The following is a 14,849-nucleotide window of genomic DNA, read 5'->3' as shown; positions in this document are numbered from 1 at the left end:
GCTTTCGTTTCCTTCGGGGGGAAACAAGGATATTCAGGAGAAAACGTGCTACAAATCCGCCAGTTATGTGTCACCAGCCTTTTGCTGGTCAGCGGGGTCGCTAGCGCCGCGAGCGTGCGTTTGCAGGTTGAGGGACTATCCGGGGAGCTGCAAAAAAACGTCCGTGCCCGGCTGTCGACGATCCAAAGTGATGAAGTCACGCCGGATCGCCGCTTTCGCGCGCGCGTTGATGATGCCATCCGTGAAGGCCTAAAAGCGCTAGGTTACTACGAACCGACGATCGATTTTGATTTACGTCCGCCGCCGGCAAAAGGGCGGCAGGTGCTGATCGCCAAAGTGACGCCCGGCGAACCGGTGCGTATTGGCGGCACCGACGTGATCCTGCGCGGCGGCGCGCGAACCGACCGTGACTATCTGGATTTGTTAAAAACGCGTCCGGCAATCGGCACCGTGCTGAACCACGGCGATTACGACGGTTTTAAAAGCTCATTGACCCGCGTTGCGCTGCGCAAAGGCTACTTTGATAGTGAATTCAATAAAAGCCAGCTCGGGGTCTCTCTCGATCGCCATCAGGCCTTCTGGGATATCGATTACAACAGCGGCGAGCGCTATCGCTTCGGCGCCGTGACCTTCAGCGGATCGCAGATCCGCGACGAATATCTGCAAAATCTGGTGCCGTTTAAGGAGGGGGATGAGTACACCTCCGAGGATCTGGCGGAGCTAAACCGCCGCCTGGCAGCCACCGGCTGGTTCAGCTCGGTGGTGGTCGCGCCGGAGTTTGAAAAATCCAGAAAAACGAAAGTCCTGCCCCTGAAGGGCGTCGTCGCACCGCGCAAAGAGAATACCGTCGAAACCGGTGTCGGCTATTCGACCGACGTCGGGCCGCGGGTGAAGGCGACGTGGAGAAAGCCATGGATGAACTCCTACGGCCACAGCCTAACCTCCAGCCTCAGCCTCTCCGCGCCGGAGCAGCAGGTTGATTTCAGCTATAAGGTCCCGCTGCTGAAAAGCCCGCTGGAGCAGTATTACCTGATGCAGGGCGGCTTCAAGCGCACGGATCTCAACGATACCAAAGCCGACTCCACCACCCTCGGGGCGTCGCGTTTCTGGGAGATGTCGAGCGGCTGGCAGCGCGCGATCAACCTGCGCTGGAGCCTCGATCACTTTACCCAGGCTAACGTCACCAATACCACCATGCTGATTTATCCCGGGGTATCGGTTAACCGCACCCGCTCGCGGGGCGGCCTGATGCCGACCTGGGGCGATTCCCAGCGCTATTCGGTGGACTACTCCAACACCATGTGGGGCTCGGACATTAACTTTGTCGTCGCCCAGGCACAGGAAGTGTGGATCCGCACCCTCTACGATCGCCACCGTTTCGTGGTGCGCGGTAACCTCGGCTGGATTGAGGCCGATAATTTCGACAAGGTCCCGCCGGATCTGCGCTTCTTCGCCGGGGGTGACCGCAGCATTCGCGGCTACAAATACAAATCTATCTCGCCAAAAGACGATGATGGCAAGCTGATTGGTGCATCGAAGCTGGCTACCGGCTCGCTGGAGTACCAATACAACGTCAGCGGAAAATGGTGGGGCGCGATGTTTATCGACGGCGGTGAAGCGGTCAGCGATATCCGCAAAAGCGACTTCAAAACCGGCGCCGGCGTTGGCGTGCGCTGGCAGTCGCCGGTCGGCCCGATCAAGCTGGATATCGCTGCTCCGGTCGGCGATAAAGACGAACACGGTTTACAGTTTTACATCGGTCTGGGGCCTGAATTATGAGTTTATGGATGAAGATAAGCCTCGGGATCATGCTCTTTCTGGTCCTGCTGCTGGGCACGGTTGGCTTCCTGGTCGGCACCACCAGCGGCCTGCACCTGGTGCTGAAGGCGGCGGACCGCTGGGTACCTGGCCTGGAGATCGGCAAGGTCACCGGCGGCTGGCGTGACCTGACGCTGGAGAACGTGCGCTTTGCCCAGCCGGGCGTAGCGGTGACCGCCGGTCAGTTCCACCTTGCGGTCAAATTACGCTGCCTGTGGGACAGCAGCCTGTGCGTCAATGATATTTCGCTGCGCGATATCTACGTCGCTATCGATACCGCAAAAATGCCGCCTTCCGCACCGGCAGAAGAGGAAGATACGGGGCCGCTGAATCTCTCCACGCCGTATCCCATCACCCTGAGCCGCGTCGCGCTGCAAAACGTTAACGTCAAAATTGATGATACCGCCGTTTCGGTGCGCGACTTCTCCACCGGCCTGCGCTGGCAGGAGAAAAACCTGACCCTGACGCCGACGTCGCTGCAGGGGCTGCTTATCGCGCTGCCGAAAGTTGTCAAGGTGGCGCAGGAGCAGATCGTCGAGCCGAAGATAGAGAATCCGCAGCCGGAAGAGAAACCGCTCGGCGAGACGATGAAGGCGCTGTTTGAGAAGCCGGTGCTCCCGGAGATGGCCGACGTCCACCTGCCGCTTAACCTCAATATCGAGGAGTTCCGCGGCGAGCAGCTGCGGATCACCGGCGATACCGATATGACCATCTACAGCCTGCTGCTGAAGGTCAGCAGCATTGATGGGCAGATGAAGCTCGATACGCTGGATGTCGATTCCGACCAGGGCAAAGTCACCGCCTCGGGCAGCGCGCAGCTGCAGGACAGCTGGCCGGTTGATATCACCCTCAACGGTGCGCTGAATATTGACCCGCTCAAGGGCGAGAAGGTCCAGCTGAAGGTCGGCGGCGAGATGCGTAAAAAGCTGACGGTTGGCGTTGATTTAGCCGGCCCGGTGGCGATGACGCTGCGCGCCGAAACGCAGCTGGCGGAAGCCGGGCTGCCGCTCAATATGGAACTGAAAAGCAAACAGCTCTACTGGCCGTTTAGCGGTGAAAAGCAGTTCCAGGCCGACGATCTGCTGCTGACGTTCAGCGGCAAGATGACCGACTACGCCCTGGCGATGAGTACCGCGGTGAAGGGGCAATCCCTGCCGCCGGCGAAAATCAGCCTCAATGCGAAGGGCAACGAGCAGCAGGTGAATATTGATAAGCTGACCGTCGCCGCGCTGGAAGGGAAAACCGAGCTTAAGGCGCTGCTCGACTGGCAGCAGGCGATCAGCTGGCGCGGCGAGCTGACCCTCGACGGCATTAACACCGCCAAAGAGGTTCCGGACTGGCCTTCGAAGCTCAACGGTCTGATTAAAACCCAGGGCAGCCTCTACGGCGGCAGCTGGCAGATGTCGGTGCCGGAGCTGAAAATCACCGGTAACGTGAAGCAGAATAAGGTTGATGTCAGCGGTTCCCTGCAGGGCAATAGCTATATGCAGTGGAAAATTCCCGGCCTGCACCTGGCGTTAGGTCCCAACAGCGCCGATGTGAAAGGCGAGCTGGGGGTTAAAGATCTCGATCTCGACGCCACCATTGATGCCCCGCATCTCGACAACGCCCTGCCGGGCCTTGGCGGAACGGCGAAAGGGCTGGTGAAGGTGCGCGGCACCGTGGAGGCGCCGCAGCTGCTGGCGGATATCACCGCCCGCGCCCTGCGCTGGCAGGAGCTGTCGATCGCCCAGGTTAACGTCAAAGGCGACGTGAAATCCAGCGATCAGATCGGCGGCAACCTCGACGTGCGTATCGATCGTATCAGCCAGCCGGGCGTCAATATCAGCCTGGTGCAGCTCAATGCGAAGGGGAATGAGAAGCAGCATGACCTGCAGCTTAGGGTGCAGGGCGACCCGGTATCCGGCCAGCTGTCGCTGGCGGGGAGCTTTGACCGCAAAGAGGAGCGCTGGAGAGGCGCGCTGAGCAATACCCGCTTCCAGACGCCGGTGGGCCCGGTTTCGCTGACGCGTAATATCGCGCTGGACTACCGTAACCGCGAGCAGAAAATCAGCATTGGGCCGCACTGCTGGACCAACCCGAACGCCGAGCTTTGCGTGCCGCAGACGATCGATGCGGGCGCGAGCGGACGGGCGGTCGTCAACCTCAACCGTTTCGACCTCGCGATGCTCAAGCCGTTTATGCCGGAAGCCACCCAGGCCAGCGGCGTATTTAGCGGTAACGCCGACGTGAGCTGGGACACCACCAAAGAGGGGCTGCCGCAGGGCAAGGTGACGCTGAGCGGGCGCAACGTGAAGGTGACCCAGACGGTCAACGATGCGCCCCTGCCGGTGGCTTTCGATACCCTGAACCTCACCGCCGATCTGCACAACAACCGCGCGCAGCTCGGCTGGCTGATCCGCCTGACCAATAACGGTCAGCTTGACGGGCAGGTTCAGGTCACCGACCCGCAGGGCCGACGCAATCTCGGCGGCAATATCAACATCAATAACTTCTCGCTGGCGATGATTAATCCGATCTTCTCGCGCGGGGAAAAGGCGGAAGGGCGGCTTAACGCCAACCTGCGCCTCGGCGGCGATGTGAAAAATCCGCAGCTGTTTGGTCAGATGCAGCTGAACGGCGTGGATATTGACGGTAACTTTATGCCGTTCGATATGCAGCCGAGCCAGCTGGCGATGAACTTCAACGGCACCCGCTCGACGCTGCAGGGAACGGTGAATACGCGCCAGGGGCAGATTAGCCTGAACGGTAACGCCGACTGGACCCAGATAGACAACTGGCGCGCGCAGATCGCGGCGAAGGGCAGCCGGGTGCGTATTACGGTGCCACCGATGGTGCGCCTGGACGTTTCACCGGACGTGGTCTTTACCGCGACGCCGAGCTTGTTTAATCTTGACGGTAGCGTCGATATTCCGTGGGCGCGTATTGTGGTTAACGACGTGCCGGAGAGCGCGGTCGGCGTCTCTTCCGATGAGGTGATGCTGAACGACTCCCTGCAGCCGATTAAGCCGCAGAGCGCCGGTATCCCGATCAACAGCAACCTGACTATCCACGTCGGTAACAACGTTCGCCTCAGCGCGTTTGGCCTGAAGGCGCGCCTGACCGGCGATTTAAAAGTTGCTCAGGATAAACAGGGTCTGGGCCTCAACGGGCAGATCAATATTCCTGAAGGGCGCTTCCACGCCTACGGTCAGGATCTGATCGTCCGTAAAGGCGAGCTGCTGTTCTCCGGTCCGCCGGATCAGCCTTCGTTGAATATCGAAGCCATTCGCAACCCGGATGCCACAGAAGACGACGTAATTGCCGGCGTTCGCGTCACCGGCTCGGCCGACCAGCCGCGGGCAGAGATCTTCTCCGACCCGGTCATGTCGCAGCAGGAAGCGCTTTCTTATCTGCTGCGCGGCCAGGGATTGAGCAGCGGGCAGAGCGATAGCGCCGCAATGACGTCAATGCTTATTGGCCTGGGGGTTGCACAAAGTGGTCAGGTTGTGGGTAAAATCGGCGAGACGTTTGGCGTAAGCAATCTGGCGCTGGATACCGAGGGGGTAGGCGACTCTTCCCAGGTGGTAGTCAGCGGCTACGTGCTGCCGGGTCTGCAGGTAAAATACGGGGTCGGTATCTTCGACTCCCTGGCGACGCTGACATTACGCTATCGCCTGATGCCGAAGCTATATATGGAAGCGGTGTCTGGCGTAGACCAGGCTCTCGATTTGCTCTATCAGTTTGAGTTTTAGCAATGCGAATATTTGTTTACGGCAGTTTACGACGCAAACAAGGCAACAGCCACTGGATGACCAACGCTCAGTGGCTGGGCGCTCATAGTGTCAACGATTATCAGCTGTACAGCCTGGGCCACTATCCAGGCGCGGTGCCCGGTGAAGGCACGGTACATGGTGAAGTCTATCGTATTGACGCATCGACGCTGGCCGAACTGGATGCTCTGCGTACCAAAGGCGGCGAATACGCGCGCCATCTTATCCAGACGCCGTATGGCGGCGCATGGATGTATGTCTATCAGCGCCCGGTTGAGGGATTTACGCGGATAGAGAGCGGTAACTGGTTAGACAGAGACCAGTATTAAAAACGACAACGCCACCCTCGGGTGGCGCTGTTTTTTGTGGCCGCTAATCAGAACTCGACGCGCGCGCCGAGGTTATAGCGTCGACCCTCTATCTGACCGTACTCGCCCCACGAGGTGGTGCGTTTAGGGTCGGCATCAAACAGGTTATAGATCCCCGCCAGCAGCTGCGCGTTTTTGTTGACACGATAGCGCAGGCCGACATCAACCATCGTATAGGCCTCATACTCATCGTGGCTGCCGCTATCGCGGTTGCTGCTGCGATAGTTCACCGTACTCCAGGCGTCCAGACGCTGCGTTGCCGCCCAGCTGAGCGACAGATTGGCCATATGGCGCGGGTAGTCGTTCAGGGCATAGCCTTTTTCCGCCCCGCTTTTCTGCTCGCTGTGGTTGTAGGTGTAGTTGGCGTTAGCCTTGATATCGGCGCTAATCTGCCAGTCAGCGTTGAGCTCGACCCCGTAGACGTCCGCTTTGCTGACGTTAAAGTACTTGTCGATTGAGTCTGCTTTGTAGCCGTTAACGGAGCACTGGCTGGTGGCCGTGGTTTCGCAGATGTTCTGCTCGGTAATTTTATCTTTGAACTGGGTATAGAAGACCGTGCCGTCAAGCGCCAGGGCGCTGCCCGTCCAGTACAGGCCGAGCTCGGAGTTAACGCTTTTCTCCGGCTTCAGGTCGTCGTTCCCGACCGTCAGGAAGGGATAGGGTACGGTTGAGCCGTGCGGCGTAATAAAATCGCTGGAGGTGGCGCGCAGCTCCGGTTTTTTATAGCCTGCAGAGACCCCGCCCTTCAGCGCCCATGCGTCGCTAAACGCCCAGTTGCCGTACAGCTTAGGCGTGACGTGGGTACCAAAGTTATCATCGCGATCGAGGCGCCCTGAGGTGGTCAGGATGAAATCGCCGAGGGTCCAGCCGTCTTCGGCAAACAGCGCCCAGCCGTTGCGGCTCACTTTGGTGACCGGCGTGGCGCCCGGCAGGGTTTTGTTGGCGACATCAAAGCGGTCATTCAGCTCTTCGCGGGTAAAGTTCGCGCCCACGGTCAGCTTGTGGTTATCCAGGCTCAGGGTTGTCTGGCTGTTGGCAACGTAGTTTTCCGTCTGCACGTATTGCGGCGTTTGCCCGTCATAGACGTACTTTGAGCGGCCCTTTTCATAATTAATGTAGTTGGTGGTGGCGACGGTATCGTCGGCATACCAGCCGGAGTGCGTCAGGGTTAAGGCGTCGCGGTCGAAGCGCCACGTCCAGGGCGTGCCGCGCTGCCAGGTCCGATTTTTCTCCTGCTCGCCGGTGACCACGTTCAGGTCAAAGAGGTTGTTCTCGCTGGCGGCCAGGCCGAGCGTCATATCGAGGGACTTGCGGTTGTGCTTGCCGAAGTAGTTTTCGCGTTCGTCATCGCGACGATCCAGCCAGTCGGCCGCGAGGCTCAGGCCGAGGACGTCGGGGATCAGCGGGCCCATGGTGAACAGATTCATCTGGCTGGTATTGCCAAAATCACGGTGCTCCTGGAGCCAGGTGTTGGCGGCCAGGGCGCCGGTCCACTCCTTCACGCCGTAAGGCTTTTTGGTGATGACGTTCACCACCCCACCGATGGCGTCTGAGCCGTAGAGGGAGGACATCGGGCCGCGAATCACCTCAATACGCTCAATCGCCTCCATCGGCGGCAGGAAGCTGGCTTCGGTGCCGAGGTCCTGGCCATAGGGGCGAGATTCGCCGGTATTCTGCTTGACGCTGTTCACCATGAAGGCGGTGTAGGAAGGGTCCATGCCGCGCATCATGATGCTGCCCGAGGATATTTCGCTGCCGCTCGACACCGACACGCCGGGGAGATTTTTTATCGCCTCGCCGACGTTGCGATCGGGCTGAACATCCAGCGTTTTACGATCGATTGTCGAGATGGTCGCCGGTGCTTCACGCTTTTCCTGCGCAAAGCCGGTGGCTGTCACCACCATTTGATCTTCGCCGCTGCGCGAGGTTTCGCTGAGTTCTTCCGCCTGAGAGGGCAAAATAACCCCGCCGGACAGCGCGACGATCCCCGTAAGCGTAATCAGTTGACGCGTTTTCATAATATAGACACCTGCAAAGAGAAAATAACGACATCACCTCGCGACGGTGCGCCGCCACAAGGTGAAAAATAACGCGTGATGATGATTAGTATTGAGTCAGGTCGATTTTCATCACGTAGTCAGGCTTTTTACCGATCAGCTCTTCGGGCTGTTTAATGCTGACGTACAGCGTGTTGGCATCGGCGGAAAGCGCAAGGCTATTGGGCAGGGCGGTAGTCTGAATGCTTTGTTTTACCTTGCCGGTTTCGCTGTCGGCGATGGTTATCAGTTTGGCGTTGCGGTGGGTAATATAAACTTCCTGGCGCTTCTCGTTATAAATCACGGCCAGGGAGTTAATCACGTCAATTTTAGAAAGGACGTTACCGTTCCCAATATCGACCACTAATACATTGGGTAAATCCGGGTCGGTAATAAAGGCGCGGCTGTTTTTGGCATCCACGGCGATATTAAGGAAAAAGCGCTTTTTATCCGGAGCGACGGTAAAGCGGTCGATAATTTTATTGCTGGTGGTATCGATGACGATCAGGCCATTTCTGCCGTTCACCACGTAGAGCCGGTTTTTTAGCGGATCGACCGCCATGCCGGTTGGGTATTCGCCCATCTCGCTGATGGTCGCAATCTTCGCCCGCTTAGCGGTATCGATCACCCAGACAACGCCCTTCTCCGCGACGCCGGAGACGTACAGGCGGTGGTTCTGCTTATCGAGGACCATTTCGCGCGTATGGATAATCGCTTTCGGGTCGCTCGCCTCGCTGAGCTGCAGCACCGCCAGCTCCTTGCCGCTGCGGGTATCGACCAGCGTGACCGAGCCTTCAAGGGTATTGCCGACGTACAGGACATGGTTCACCTCATCCAGCGCGGTGGCAAACGCCCGACGGCTGGTTTTGATGACTTCAACGGTGGTGAGGCTTTCCAGGTCCAGCTTGTAAATCTGCCCCGTCGTTTTGTCTTTATCAAACGAAGGGGCGGAGGCGGCGAACAGCGCATGCTGCTGCGCGTCTACCGCCAGCTCATAGACGCCATGGCCCACTTCACGCGTCAGGAAATCTTTCTCAGGCAGCGCGGCAGCCGTTGCGGTCAGGCCGGTGAGTAGCAGAGCCGCGGTCAGCGCCATGCCGGAACAGAGCGTTAAGGTCTTCACATTGTGGAGGTTCATTGACGTTTATTCACATTTGTTTACGAATTGAAAATGATAATGATTTTTAATTTCATTCGCAATTGCAAATGTGACCAGCCGACTCCCTATTCTGGTAGGCGCAAATCTGGCCGCAGGTTTGTCCGCAGGGCAGGAGAAAGAGGGGAAATAAACGGGCAGGGGTGAACAGCGGACATAAAAAAACCCTTACTAGCCGGCAGGCGGCGTTCAGGGTCTGGCTTCACGCAGAGGCGAACTTAGTTCTTCGCAGCGCGCTCGAAGGAAGCAATGATTTCAGCTTTCGCTGCAGCAGCATTGTCCCAACCGTCAACTTTAACCCATTTGCCTTTTTCCAGATCTTTGTAGTGCTCGAAGAAGTGGGTGATCTGGGCTTTCAGCAGTTCCGGCAGGTCGTTCACATCGTTGATGTGATCGTACTCTTTGCTCAGCTTGGTGTGCGGTACCGCAACCAGTTTGGCATCTTCACCGGATTCGTCGGTCATCTTCAGAACGCCAACCGGACGGCAGCGGATCACTGAGCCTGGCTCCAGCGGATACGGAGTCGGGACCAGCACGTCAACCGGGTCACCGTCCAGAGACAGGGTGTGGTTGATGTAGCCGTAGTTGCACGGATAGAACATCGCGGTGGACATGAAGCGGTCAACGAACAGTGCACCGCTCTCTTTGTCGACTTCGTATTTGATTGGGTCTGCGTTCGCCGGGATCTCGATAACGACGTAGATGTCTTCCGGCAGATCTTTACCCGCAGGTACGTTGAGTAAGCTCATGTCTGTTCCTTTAAAATGTATAGCAAACAAGTGCCCGGTATTATAGCCAACTCACATCGAATGTCTTCGCTTCTTTTGTTTCCGGCAGCGGAAAGATGGCGTCATTTTCGATCGCAAAACAACCTGAAAATCCATAAACATAGCCACATCCTGAATAAATTTATGTAACCGTTTACATTGCATGTGATTGATTTATCAAAGTGCTAAATTTTTCGCCATCTGCGGCGATAGTGGCATCGCTGCAAAAGCCTTACCCGCTCTGAGCTGCCTTAAACGGCATGAATTAACATTTGGTTTACTTCTTCGAAGTGTGATGTAACGCATTCAGTTACATCTCTGATTGTCTATAGTTTGTCCGCAGATAACAATCTTACTAACAATAACCCTACGAGGATCGCCTTATGTGGAAGCGCTTACTTCTTGTCACAGCAGTTTCCGCAGCTATGTCATCTATGGCAATAGCTGCCCCTCTGACCGTAGGATTTTCGCAGGTCGGGTCTGAATCCGGCTGGCGTGCGGCCGAAACCAGCGTTGCGAAGGAGGAGGCCGCTAAGCGCGGTATTACTCTGAAGATTGCCGACGGCCAGCAAAAGCAGGAAAACCAGATTAAAGCCGTACGCTCCTTCATTGCGCAGGGCGTCGACGCCATCTTTATCGCCCCGGTCGTGGCGACGGGCTGGGAGCCGGTGCTGAAAGAGGCCAAAGAGGCCAAAATTCCGGTATTCCTGCTCGACCGCTCCATTGATGTAAAAGACAAAGATCTCTACATGACCACCGTCACCGCCAATAACGTGCTGGAAGGCCAGCTGATTGGCGACTGGCTGGTGAAAACCGTCGACGGCAAGCCGTGCAACGTCGTTGAGCTGCAGGGCACCGTCGGGGCCAGCGTCGCCATTGACCGCAAAAAAGGCTTCGCTGACGCCATCGCTAAAGCATCGAACATCAAGATTATCCGCTCTCAGTCCGGCGACTTTACCCGCAGTAAAGGGAAAGAGGTTATGGAGAGCTTTATCAAAGCGGAAAACAACGGCAAGAACATCTGCATGGTTTACGCCCATAACGACGACATGGTCATCGGCGCCATCCAGGCAATTAAAGAGGCCGGGCTGAAGCCGGGCAAAGATATTCTGACCGGCTCGATTGACGGCGTACCGGATATCTACAAAGCGATGATCGCCGGCGAAGCTAACGCCAGCGTCGAGCTGACGCCAAACATGGCCGGGCCGGCGTTTGATGCGCTGGAGAAATTCAAGAAAGACGGCACCCTGCCTGAGAAGCTGACCATCACCAAATCGACGCTCTACCTGCCGGATACGGCGAAAGAAGAGTTAGAGAAGAAGAAAAACATGGGCTATTGAGTGAGCGTAGGCCATCAGGACGCTCGGTTTAGTCCCCTCTCCCCGGTGGGGAGAGGGTTAGGGGAGGGGAAACCATGAACGGCGATGTACACCAGGAGATCCTTCGTACCGAGGGACTGAGCAAATTTTTCCCCGGCGTTAAGGCGCTGGATAACGTCGATTTCAGCCTGCGGCGCGGTGAGATCATGGCCCTGCTGGGTGAAAACGGCGCGGGAAAATCGACCCTGATCAAAGCGCTCACCGGCGTTTATCACGCCGATCGCGGCACTATCTGGCTTGAGGGCCAGACCATTGCGCCGAAAAATACCGCCCACGCGCAGCAGCTGGGCATCGGTACCGTCTACCAGGAAGTGAACCTGCTGCCGAATATGTCGGTGGCGGACAATCTGTTTATCGGCCGCGAGCCCCGCCGCTTTGGCCTGCTGCGGCGCAAAGAGATGGAAAAGCGCGCCACCGATCTGATGGCCTCCTACGGCTTCTCCCTCGACGTGCGTGAACCGCTTAACCGCTTTTCCGTGGCGATGCAGCAGATTGTCGCTATCTGCCGCGCCATTGACCTGTCGGCCAAAGTGCTGATCCTCGATGAGCCTACCGCCAGCCTGGATACCCAGGAGGTGGAGATGCTCTTCACCCTGATGCGCCAGCTGCGCGATAGCGGCGTCAGCCTGATTTTTGTTACCCACTTTCTCGATCAGGTGTATGCCGTGAGCGATCGGATCACCGTGCTGCGCAACGGCGGCTTCGTCGGCTGCCGGGAAACCCGCGAACTGCCGCAGATTGAGCTGGTGAAAATGATGCTGGGCCGCGAGCTGGAGCATAACGCACTGCAGCGTGCGGGCCGCACCCTGCTGAGCGACAAGCCGATCGCCGCCTTTGAAGGATTTGGTAAAAAGGGCACCATCGCGCCGTTCGACCTCCAGGTCCGCCCCGGCGAAATCGTCGGCCTGGCGGGGCTGCTGGGCTCCGGACGCACCGAAACGGCAGAGGTGATTTTTGGCATCAAGCCGGCCGATAGCGGCAACGCGTGGATTAAAGGCAAGCCGCAGACGCTGCGCTCGCCGCATCAGGCCTCCAGCCTCGGGATCGGCTTTTGTCCGGAAGACCGAAAAACCGACGGCATTATCGCGGCGGCGTCGGTGCGGGAGAACATCGTGCTGGCCCTGCAGGCGCAGCGCGGCTGGCTGCGTCCGATTTCCCGGCGTGAGCAAAATGAAATTGCCGAACGCTTTATCCGCCAGCTGGGTATCCGTACCCCCAGCGCCGAGCAGCCGATCGAATTTCTTTCCGGCGGCAATCAGCAGAAGGTGCTGCTTTCCCGCTGGCTGCTGACCAAACCTCAGTTTTTGATCCTCGATGAGCCGACCCGCGGGATAGACGTCGGCGCCCACGCCGAGATCATCCGCCTGATTGAAACCCTGTGCGCCGATGGCCTGGCGCTGCTGGTCATTTCGTCAGAGCTGGAAGAGCTGGTGGGCTATGCCGATCGGGTCATTATTATGCGCGATCGCAAGCAGGTGGCGGAGATCCCGCTTGGGGAGCTCTCCGTTCCGGCGATCATGAACGCAATTGCGGCATAGGAGTAAATCATGATGCCAGGATCTCTTCCGCAAACCGGCCAAACGAAGCGTCGCTTCAACTGGCCGAAGGGTATGCCGCAAATTATTGCGCTGCTGCTGGTGCTGGCCGTTGATAGCCTGGTGGCGCCGCACTTTTTCCAGATTGTCCTCCAGGAGGGGCGCCTGTTCGGTAGCCCCATCGATATTCTTAACCGCGCGGCGCCGGTCGCGCTGCTGGCGATTGGCATGACGCTGGTTATCGCTACCGGCGGGATTGACCTGTCGGTCGGCGCGGTGATGGCGATTGCCGGCGCGACCGCCGCCTCAATGACCGTTGCCGGGCATAGCCTGCCGGTGGTGCTGCTGGCCTCGCTGGGCGCGGGCGCGCTGGCTGGGCTATGGAACGGCATCCTGGTGGCGGTGCTGAAGATCCAGCCGTTCGTGGCCACGTTGATCCTGATGGTGGCCGGGCGCGGCGTCGCGCAGCTGATCACCTCCGGGCAGATTGTCACCTTCGACTCGCCGCCTCTGGCGTGGCTCGGCAGCGGCTCGCTGCTGCTGCTGCCGACGCCGGTGCTGATTGCTGCCGCCACGCTGCTGCTGTTCTGGCTGTTCACCCGCAAAACCGCGCTGGGGATGTTTATTGAAGCGGTCGGGATCAACATTCGGGCGGCGAAAAATGCCGGGGTCAACACCCGCATCGTCGTGATGCTGGCCTACGTGCTCAGCGGCGTGTGCGCGGGGATAGCCGGGATCATCGTTGCGGCGGATATTCGCGGCGCCGATGCCAACAACGCCGGTCTGTGGCTGGAGCTGGACGCGATCCTCGCGGTGGTGATCGGCGGCGCATCGCTGATGGGCGGGCGCTTTAACCTGCTGCTCTCGGTCATCGGCGCGCTGATTATCCAGGGGATGAACACCGGGATCCTGCTGTCGGGCTTCCCGCCGGAGTTAAACCAGGTAGTGAAAGCGGTGGTGGTGCTGTGCGTACTGATCGTTCAGTCGCCGCGCTTTATCAGCTTACTGAAAGGAGTGCGCGGCCGTGATAAAACGTAACTTGCCGTTGATGATTACCCTTGCCGTATTTGTGCTGGGCTACCTCTATTGTCTGACCCAGTTTCCCGGCTTCGCCTCGACGCGGGTGATCTGCAATATCCTCACCGATAACGCCTTTCTTGGCATTATTGCCGTCGGGATGACCTTCGTGATCCTCTCCGGCGGCATCGACCTCTCGGTCGGGTCGGTCATCGCCTTCACCGGCGTGTTCCTCGCAAAAGCGATTGGCGTCTGGGGGATCACGCCGCTGCTGGCGTTCCCGCTGGTGCTGGTAATGGGCTGTGCGTTTGGCGCGCTGATGGGCTGGCTTATCGATACGCTGAAGATCCCGGCGTTTATTATTACCCTCGCCGGGATGTTCTTCCTGCGCGGCGTGAGCTACCTGGTCTCTGAAGAGTCCATTCCTATCGATCATCCGGTGTATGACACGCTCTCTGGGCTGGCGTGGACCATTCCCGGCGGCGGTCGCCTGAGCGCGATGGGGCTGCTGATGCTGCTGGTGGTGGTGGCGGGCATTTTTATGGCTCACCGCACCCGCTTTGGCAATCAGGTGTACGCCATCGGCGGCAGCGCCGTCTCGGCGAACCTGATGGGCATTTCGACGCGTGGGACCACCATCCGCATCTACATGCTCTCGACCGGGCTGGCGACGCTGGCGGGGATCGTTTTTTCTATCTATACCCAGGCCGGTTACGCGCTGGCCGGAGTGGGCGTTGAGCTGGACGCGATTGCGTCGGTGGTGATTGGCGGCACGCTGCTCAGCGGCGGCGTCGGCACGGTATTAGGCACGCTGTTCGGCGTGGCGATTCAGGGGCTGATTCAGACCTACATCAACTTTGACGGTACGCTCAGCTCGTGGTGGACGAAAATTGCGATCGGCATTCTGCTGTTTATCTTTATTGCGCTGCAGCGCGGGCTGACGGTGCTGTGGGAAAACCGCCAGAACTCGCCGGTATCGCGGGTAAGCGGGGCGGCGAATCGCTAGCGTAAATTCCCCTCT

General features: G+C 58.5%; 10 protein-coding genes. 7 read left to right on the top strand and 3 right to left on the bottom strand.

From position 1 onward, the window contains the following. The first annotated feature begins 45 nt into the window (after positions 1-45). From tamA to RTE01_RS12620, 3 genes are read left to right on the top strand one after another with little or no spacing between them, the layout of a single operon-like run. Positions 46-1,779, top strand: coding sequence for an autotransporter assembly complex protein TamA (gene tamA / locus RTE01_RS12630; RefSeq protein ID WP_041143742.1), 1,734 nt, complete (start codon positions 46-48; stop codon positions 1,777-1,779). Continuing rightward, complete coding sequence (gene tamB / locus RTE01_RS12625) at positions 1,776-5,552, top strand: autotransporter assembly complex protein TamB (RefSeq protein WP_134525152.1); 3,777 nt, start codon at positions 1,776-1,778, stop codon at positions 5,550-5,552. Before tamA ends, tamB begins: the two co-directional genes overlap by 4 nt. A 2-nt stretch (positions 5,553-5,554) precedes the next feature. Next, the gene (locus RTE01_RS12620) at positions 5,555-5,899 is read left to right on the top strand and encodes a gamma-glutamylcyclotransferase family protein (protein ID WP_041143744.1); all 345 of its coding nucleotides are present in this window, start codon (positions 5,555-5,557) and stop codon (positions 5,897-5,899) included. A 47-nt stretch (positions 5,900-5,946) separates the two neighbouring features. Here RTE01_RS12620 and RTE01_RS12615 read toward each other — a convergent pair whose 3' ends face one another. From RTE01_RS12615 to ppa, 3 genes are all read right to left on the bottom strand, one after another. After that, on the bottom strand, positions 5,947-7,956 hold the full coding sequence (locus tag RTE01_RS12615; protein ID WP_141335064.1) for a TonB-dependent receptor domain-containing protein: 2,010 nt from the start codon (positions 7,954-7,956) through the stop codon (positions 5,947-5,949). Between the two features lie 85 nt (positions 7,957-8,041). Beyond that, complete coding sequence (gene yncE / locus RTE01_RS12610) at positions 8,042-9,112, bottom strand: 7-bladed beta-propeller protein YncE (RefSeq protein WP_134525153.1); 1,071 nt, start codon at positions 9,110-9,112, stop codon at positions 8,042-8,044. 236 nt (positions 9,113-9,348) lie between these two features. Further along, entirely contained in the window at positions 9,349-9,879 is a 531-nt protein-coding gene (gene ppa / locus RTE01_RS12605) for an inorganic diphosphatase (protein WP_041143747.1), read from the bottom strand. Positions 9,880-10,280: 401 nt separating this feature from the next. On the opposite strand from ppa, the gene ytfQ reads away from it, so the two are divergent. The 4 genes from ytfQ to yjfF all read left to right on the top strand — a co-directional run bounded on the left by ytfQ (position 10,281) and on the right by yjfF (position 14,834). After that, on the top strand, positions 10,281-11,237 hold the full coding sequence (ytfQ, locus tag RTE01_RS12600; protein ID WP_041143748.1) for a galactofuranose ABC transporter, galactofuranose-binding protein YtfQ: 957 nt from the start codon (positions 10,281-10,283) through the stop codon (positions 11,235-11,237). Positions 11,238-11,311: 74 nt separating this feature from the next. After that, positions 11,312-12,814, top strand: a complete 1,503-nt coding sequence (gene ytfR, locus RTE01_RS12595) for a galactofuranose ABC transporter, ATP-binding protein YtfR (RefSeq protein ID WP_041143749.1) — start codon at positions 11,312-11,314, stop codon at positions 12,812-12,814. Positions 12,815-12,823: 9 nt separating this feature from the next. Continuing rightward, entirely contained in the window at positions 12,824-13,849 is a 1,026-nt protein-coding gene (ytfT, locus tag RTE01_RS12590; RefSeq protein ID WP_134525154.1) for a galactofuranose ABC transporter, ATP-binding protein YtfT, read from the top strand. After that, a complete protein-coding gene (yjfF, locus tag RTE01_RS12585; RefSeq protein WP_041143751.1) occupies positions 13,836-14,834 on the top strand; it encodes a galactofuranose ABC transporter, permease protein YjfF in 999 nt (332 codons plus the stop codon). Before ytfT ends, yjfF begins: the two co-directional genes overlap by 14 nt. Positions 14,835-14,849: the final 15 nt, after the last annotated feature.

Source organism: Klebsiella terrigena, assembly GCF_006539725.1.
Classification (GTDB): Bacteria; Pseudomonadota; Gammaproteobacteria; order Enterobacterales; family Enterobacteriaceae; genus Klebsiella; species Klebsiella terrigena.
The sequence above is the reverse complement of the archived record's forward strand: the minus strand, read 5'-3'. Positions and strand labels throughout refer to the sequence as shown.

Excerpts from the sequence above, each read along its gene's own strand:
- ytfT (WP_134525154.1), top strand. The coding sequence starts at position 12,824 with ATGATGCCAGGATCTCTTCCGCAAACCGGCCAAACGAAGCGTCGCTTC.
- ytfR (WP_041143749.1), top strand. The coding sequence starts at position 11,312 with ATGAACGGCGATGTACACCAGGAGATCCTTCGTACCGAGGGACTGAGC.
- ytfQ (WP_041143748.1), top strand. The coding sequence starts at position 10,281 with ATGTGGAAGCGCTTACTTCTTGTCACAGCAGTTTCCGCAGCTATGTCA.
- ppa (WP_041143747.1), bottom strand. The coding sequence starts at position 9,879 with ATGAGCTTACTCAACGTACCTGCGGGTAAAGATCTGCCGGAAGACATC.
- RTE01_RS12615 (WP_141335064.1), bottom strand. The coding sequence starts at position 7,956 with ATGAAAACGCGTCAACTGATTACGCTTACGGGGATCGTCGCGCTGTCC.
- yncE (WP_134525153.1), bottom strand. The coding sequence starts at position 9,112 with ATGAACCTCCACAATGTGAAGACCTTAACGCTCTGTTCCGGCATGGCG.
- tamB (WP_134525152.1), top strand. The coding sequence starts at position 1,776 with ATGAGTTTATGGATGAAGATAAGCCTCGGGATCATGCTCTTTCTGGTC.
- RTE01_RS12620 (WP_041143744.1), top strand. The coding sequence starts at position 5,555 with ATGCGAATATTTGTTTACGGCAGTTTACGACGCAAACAAGGCAACAGC.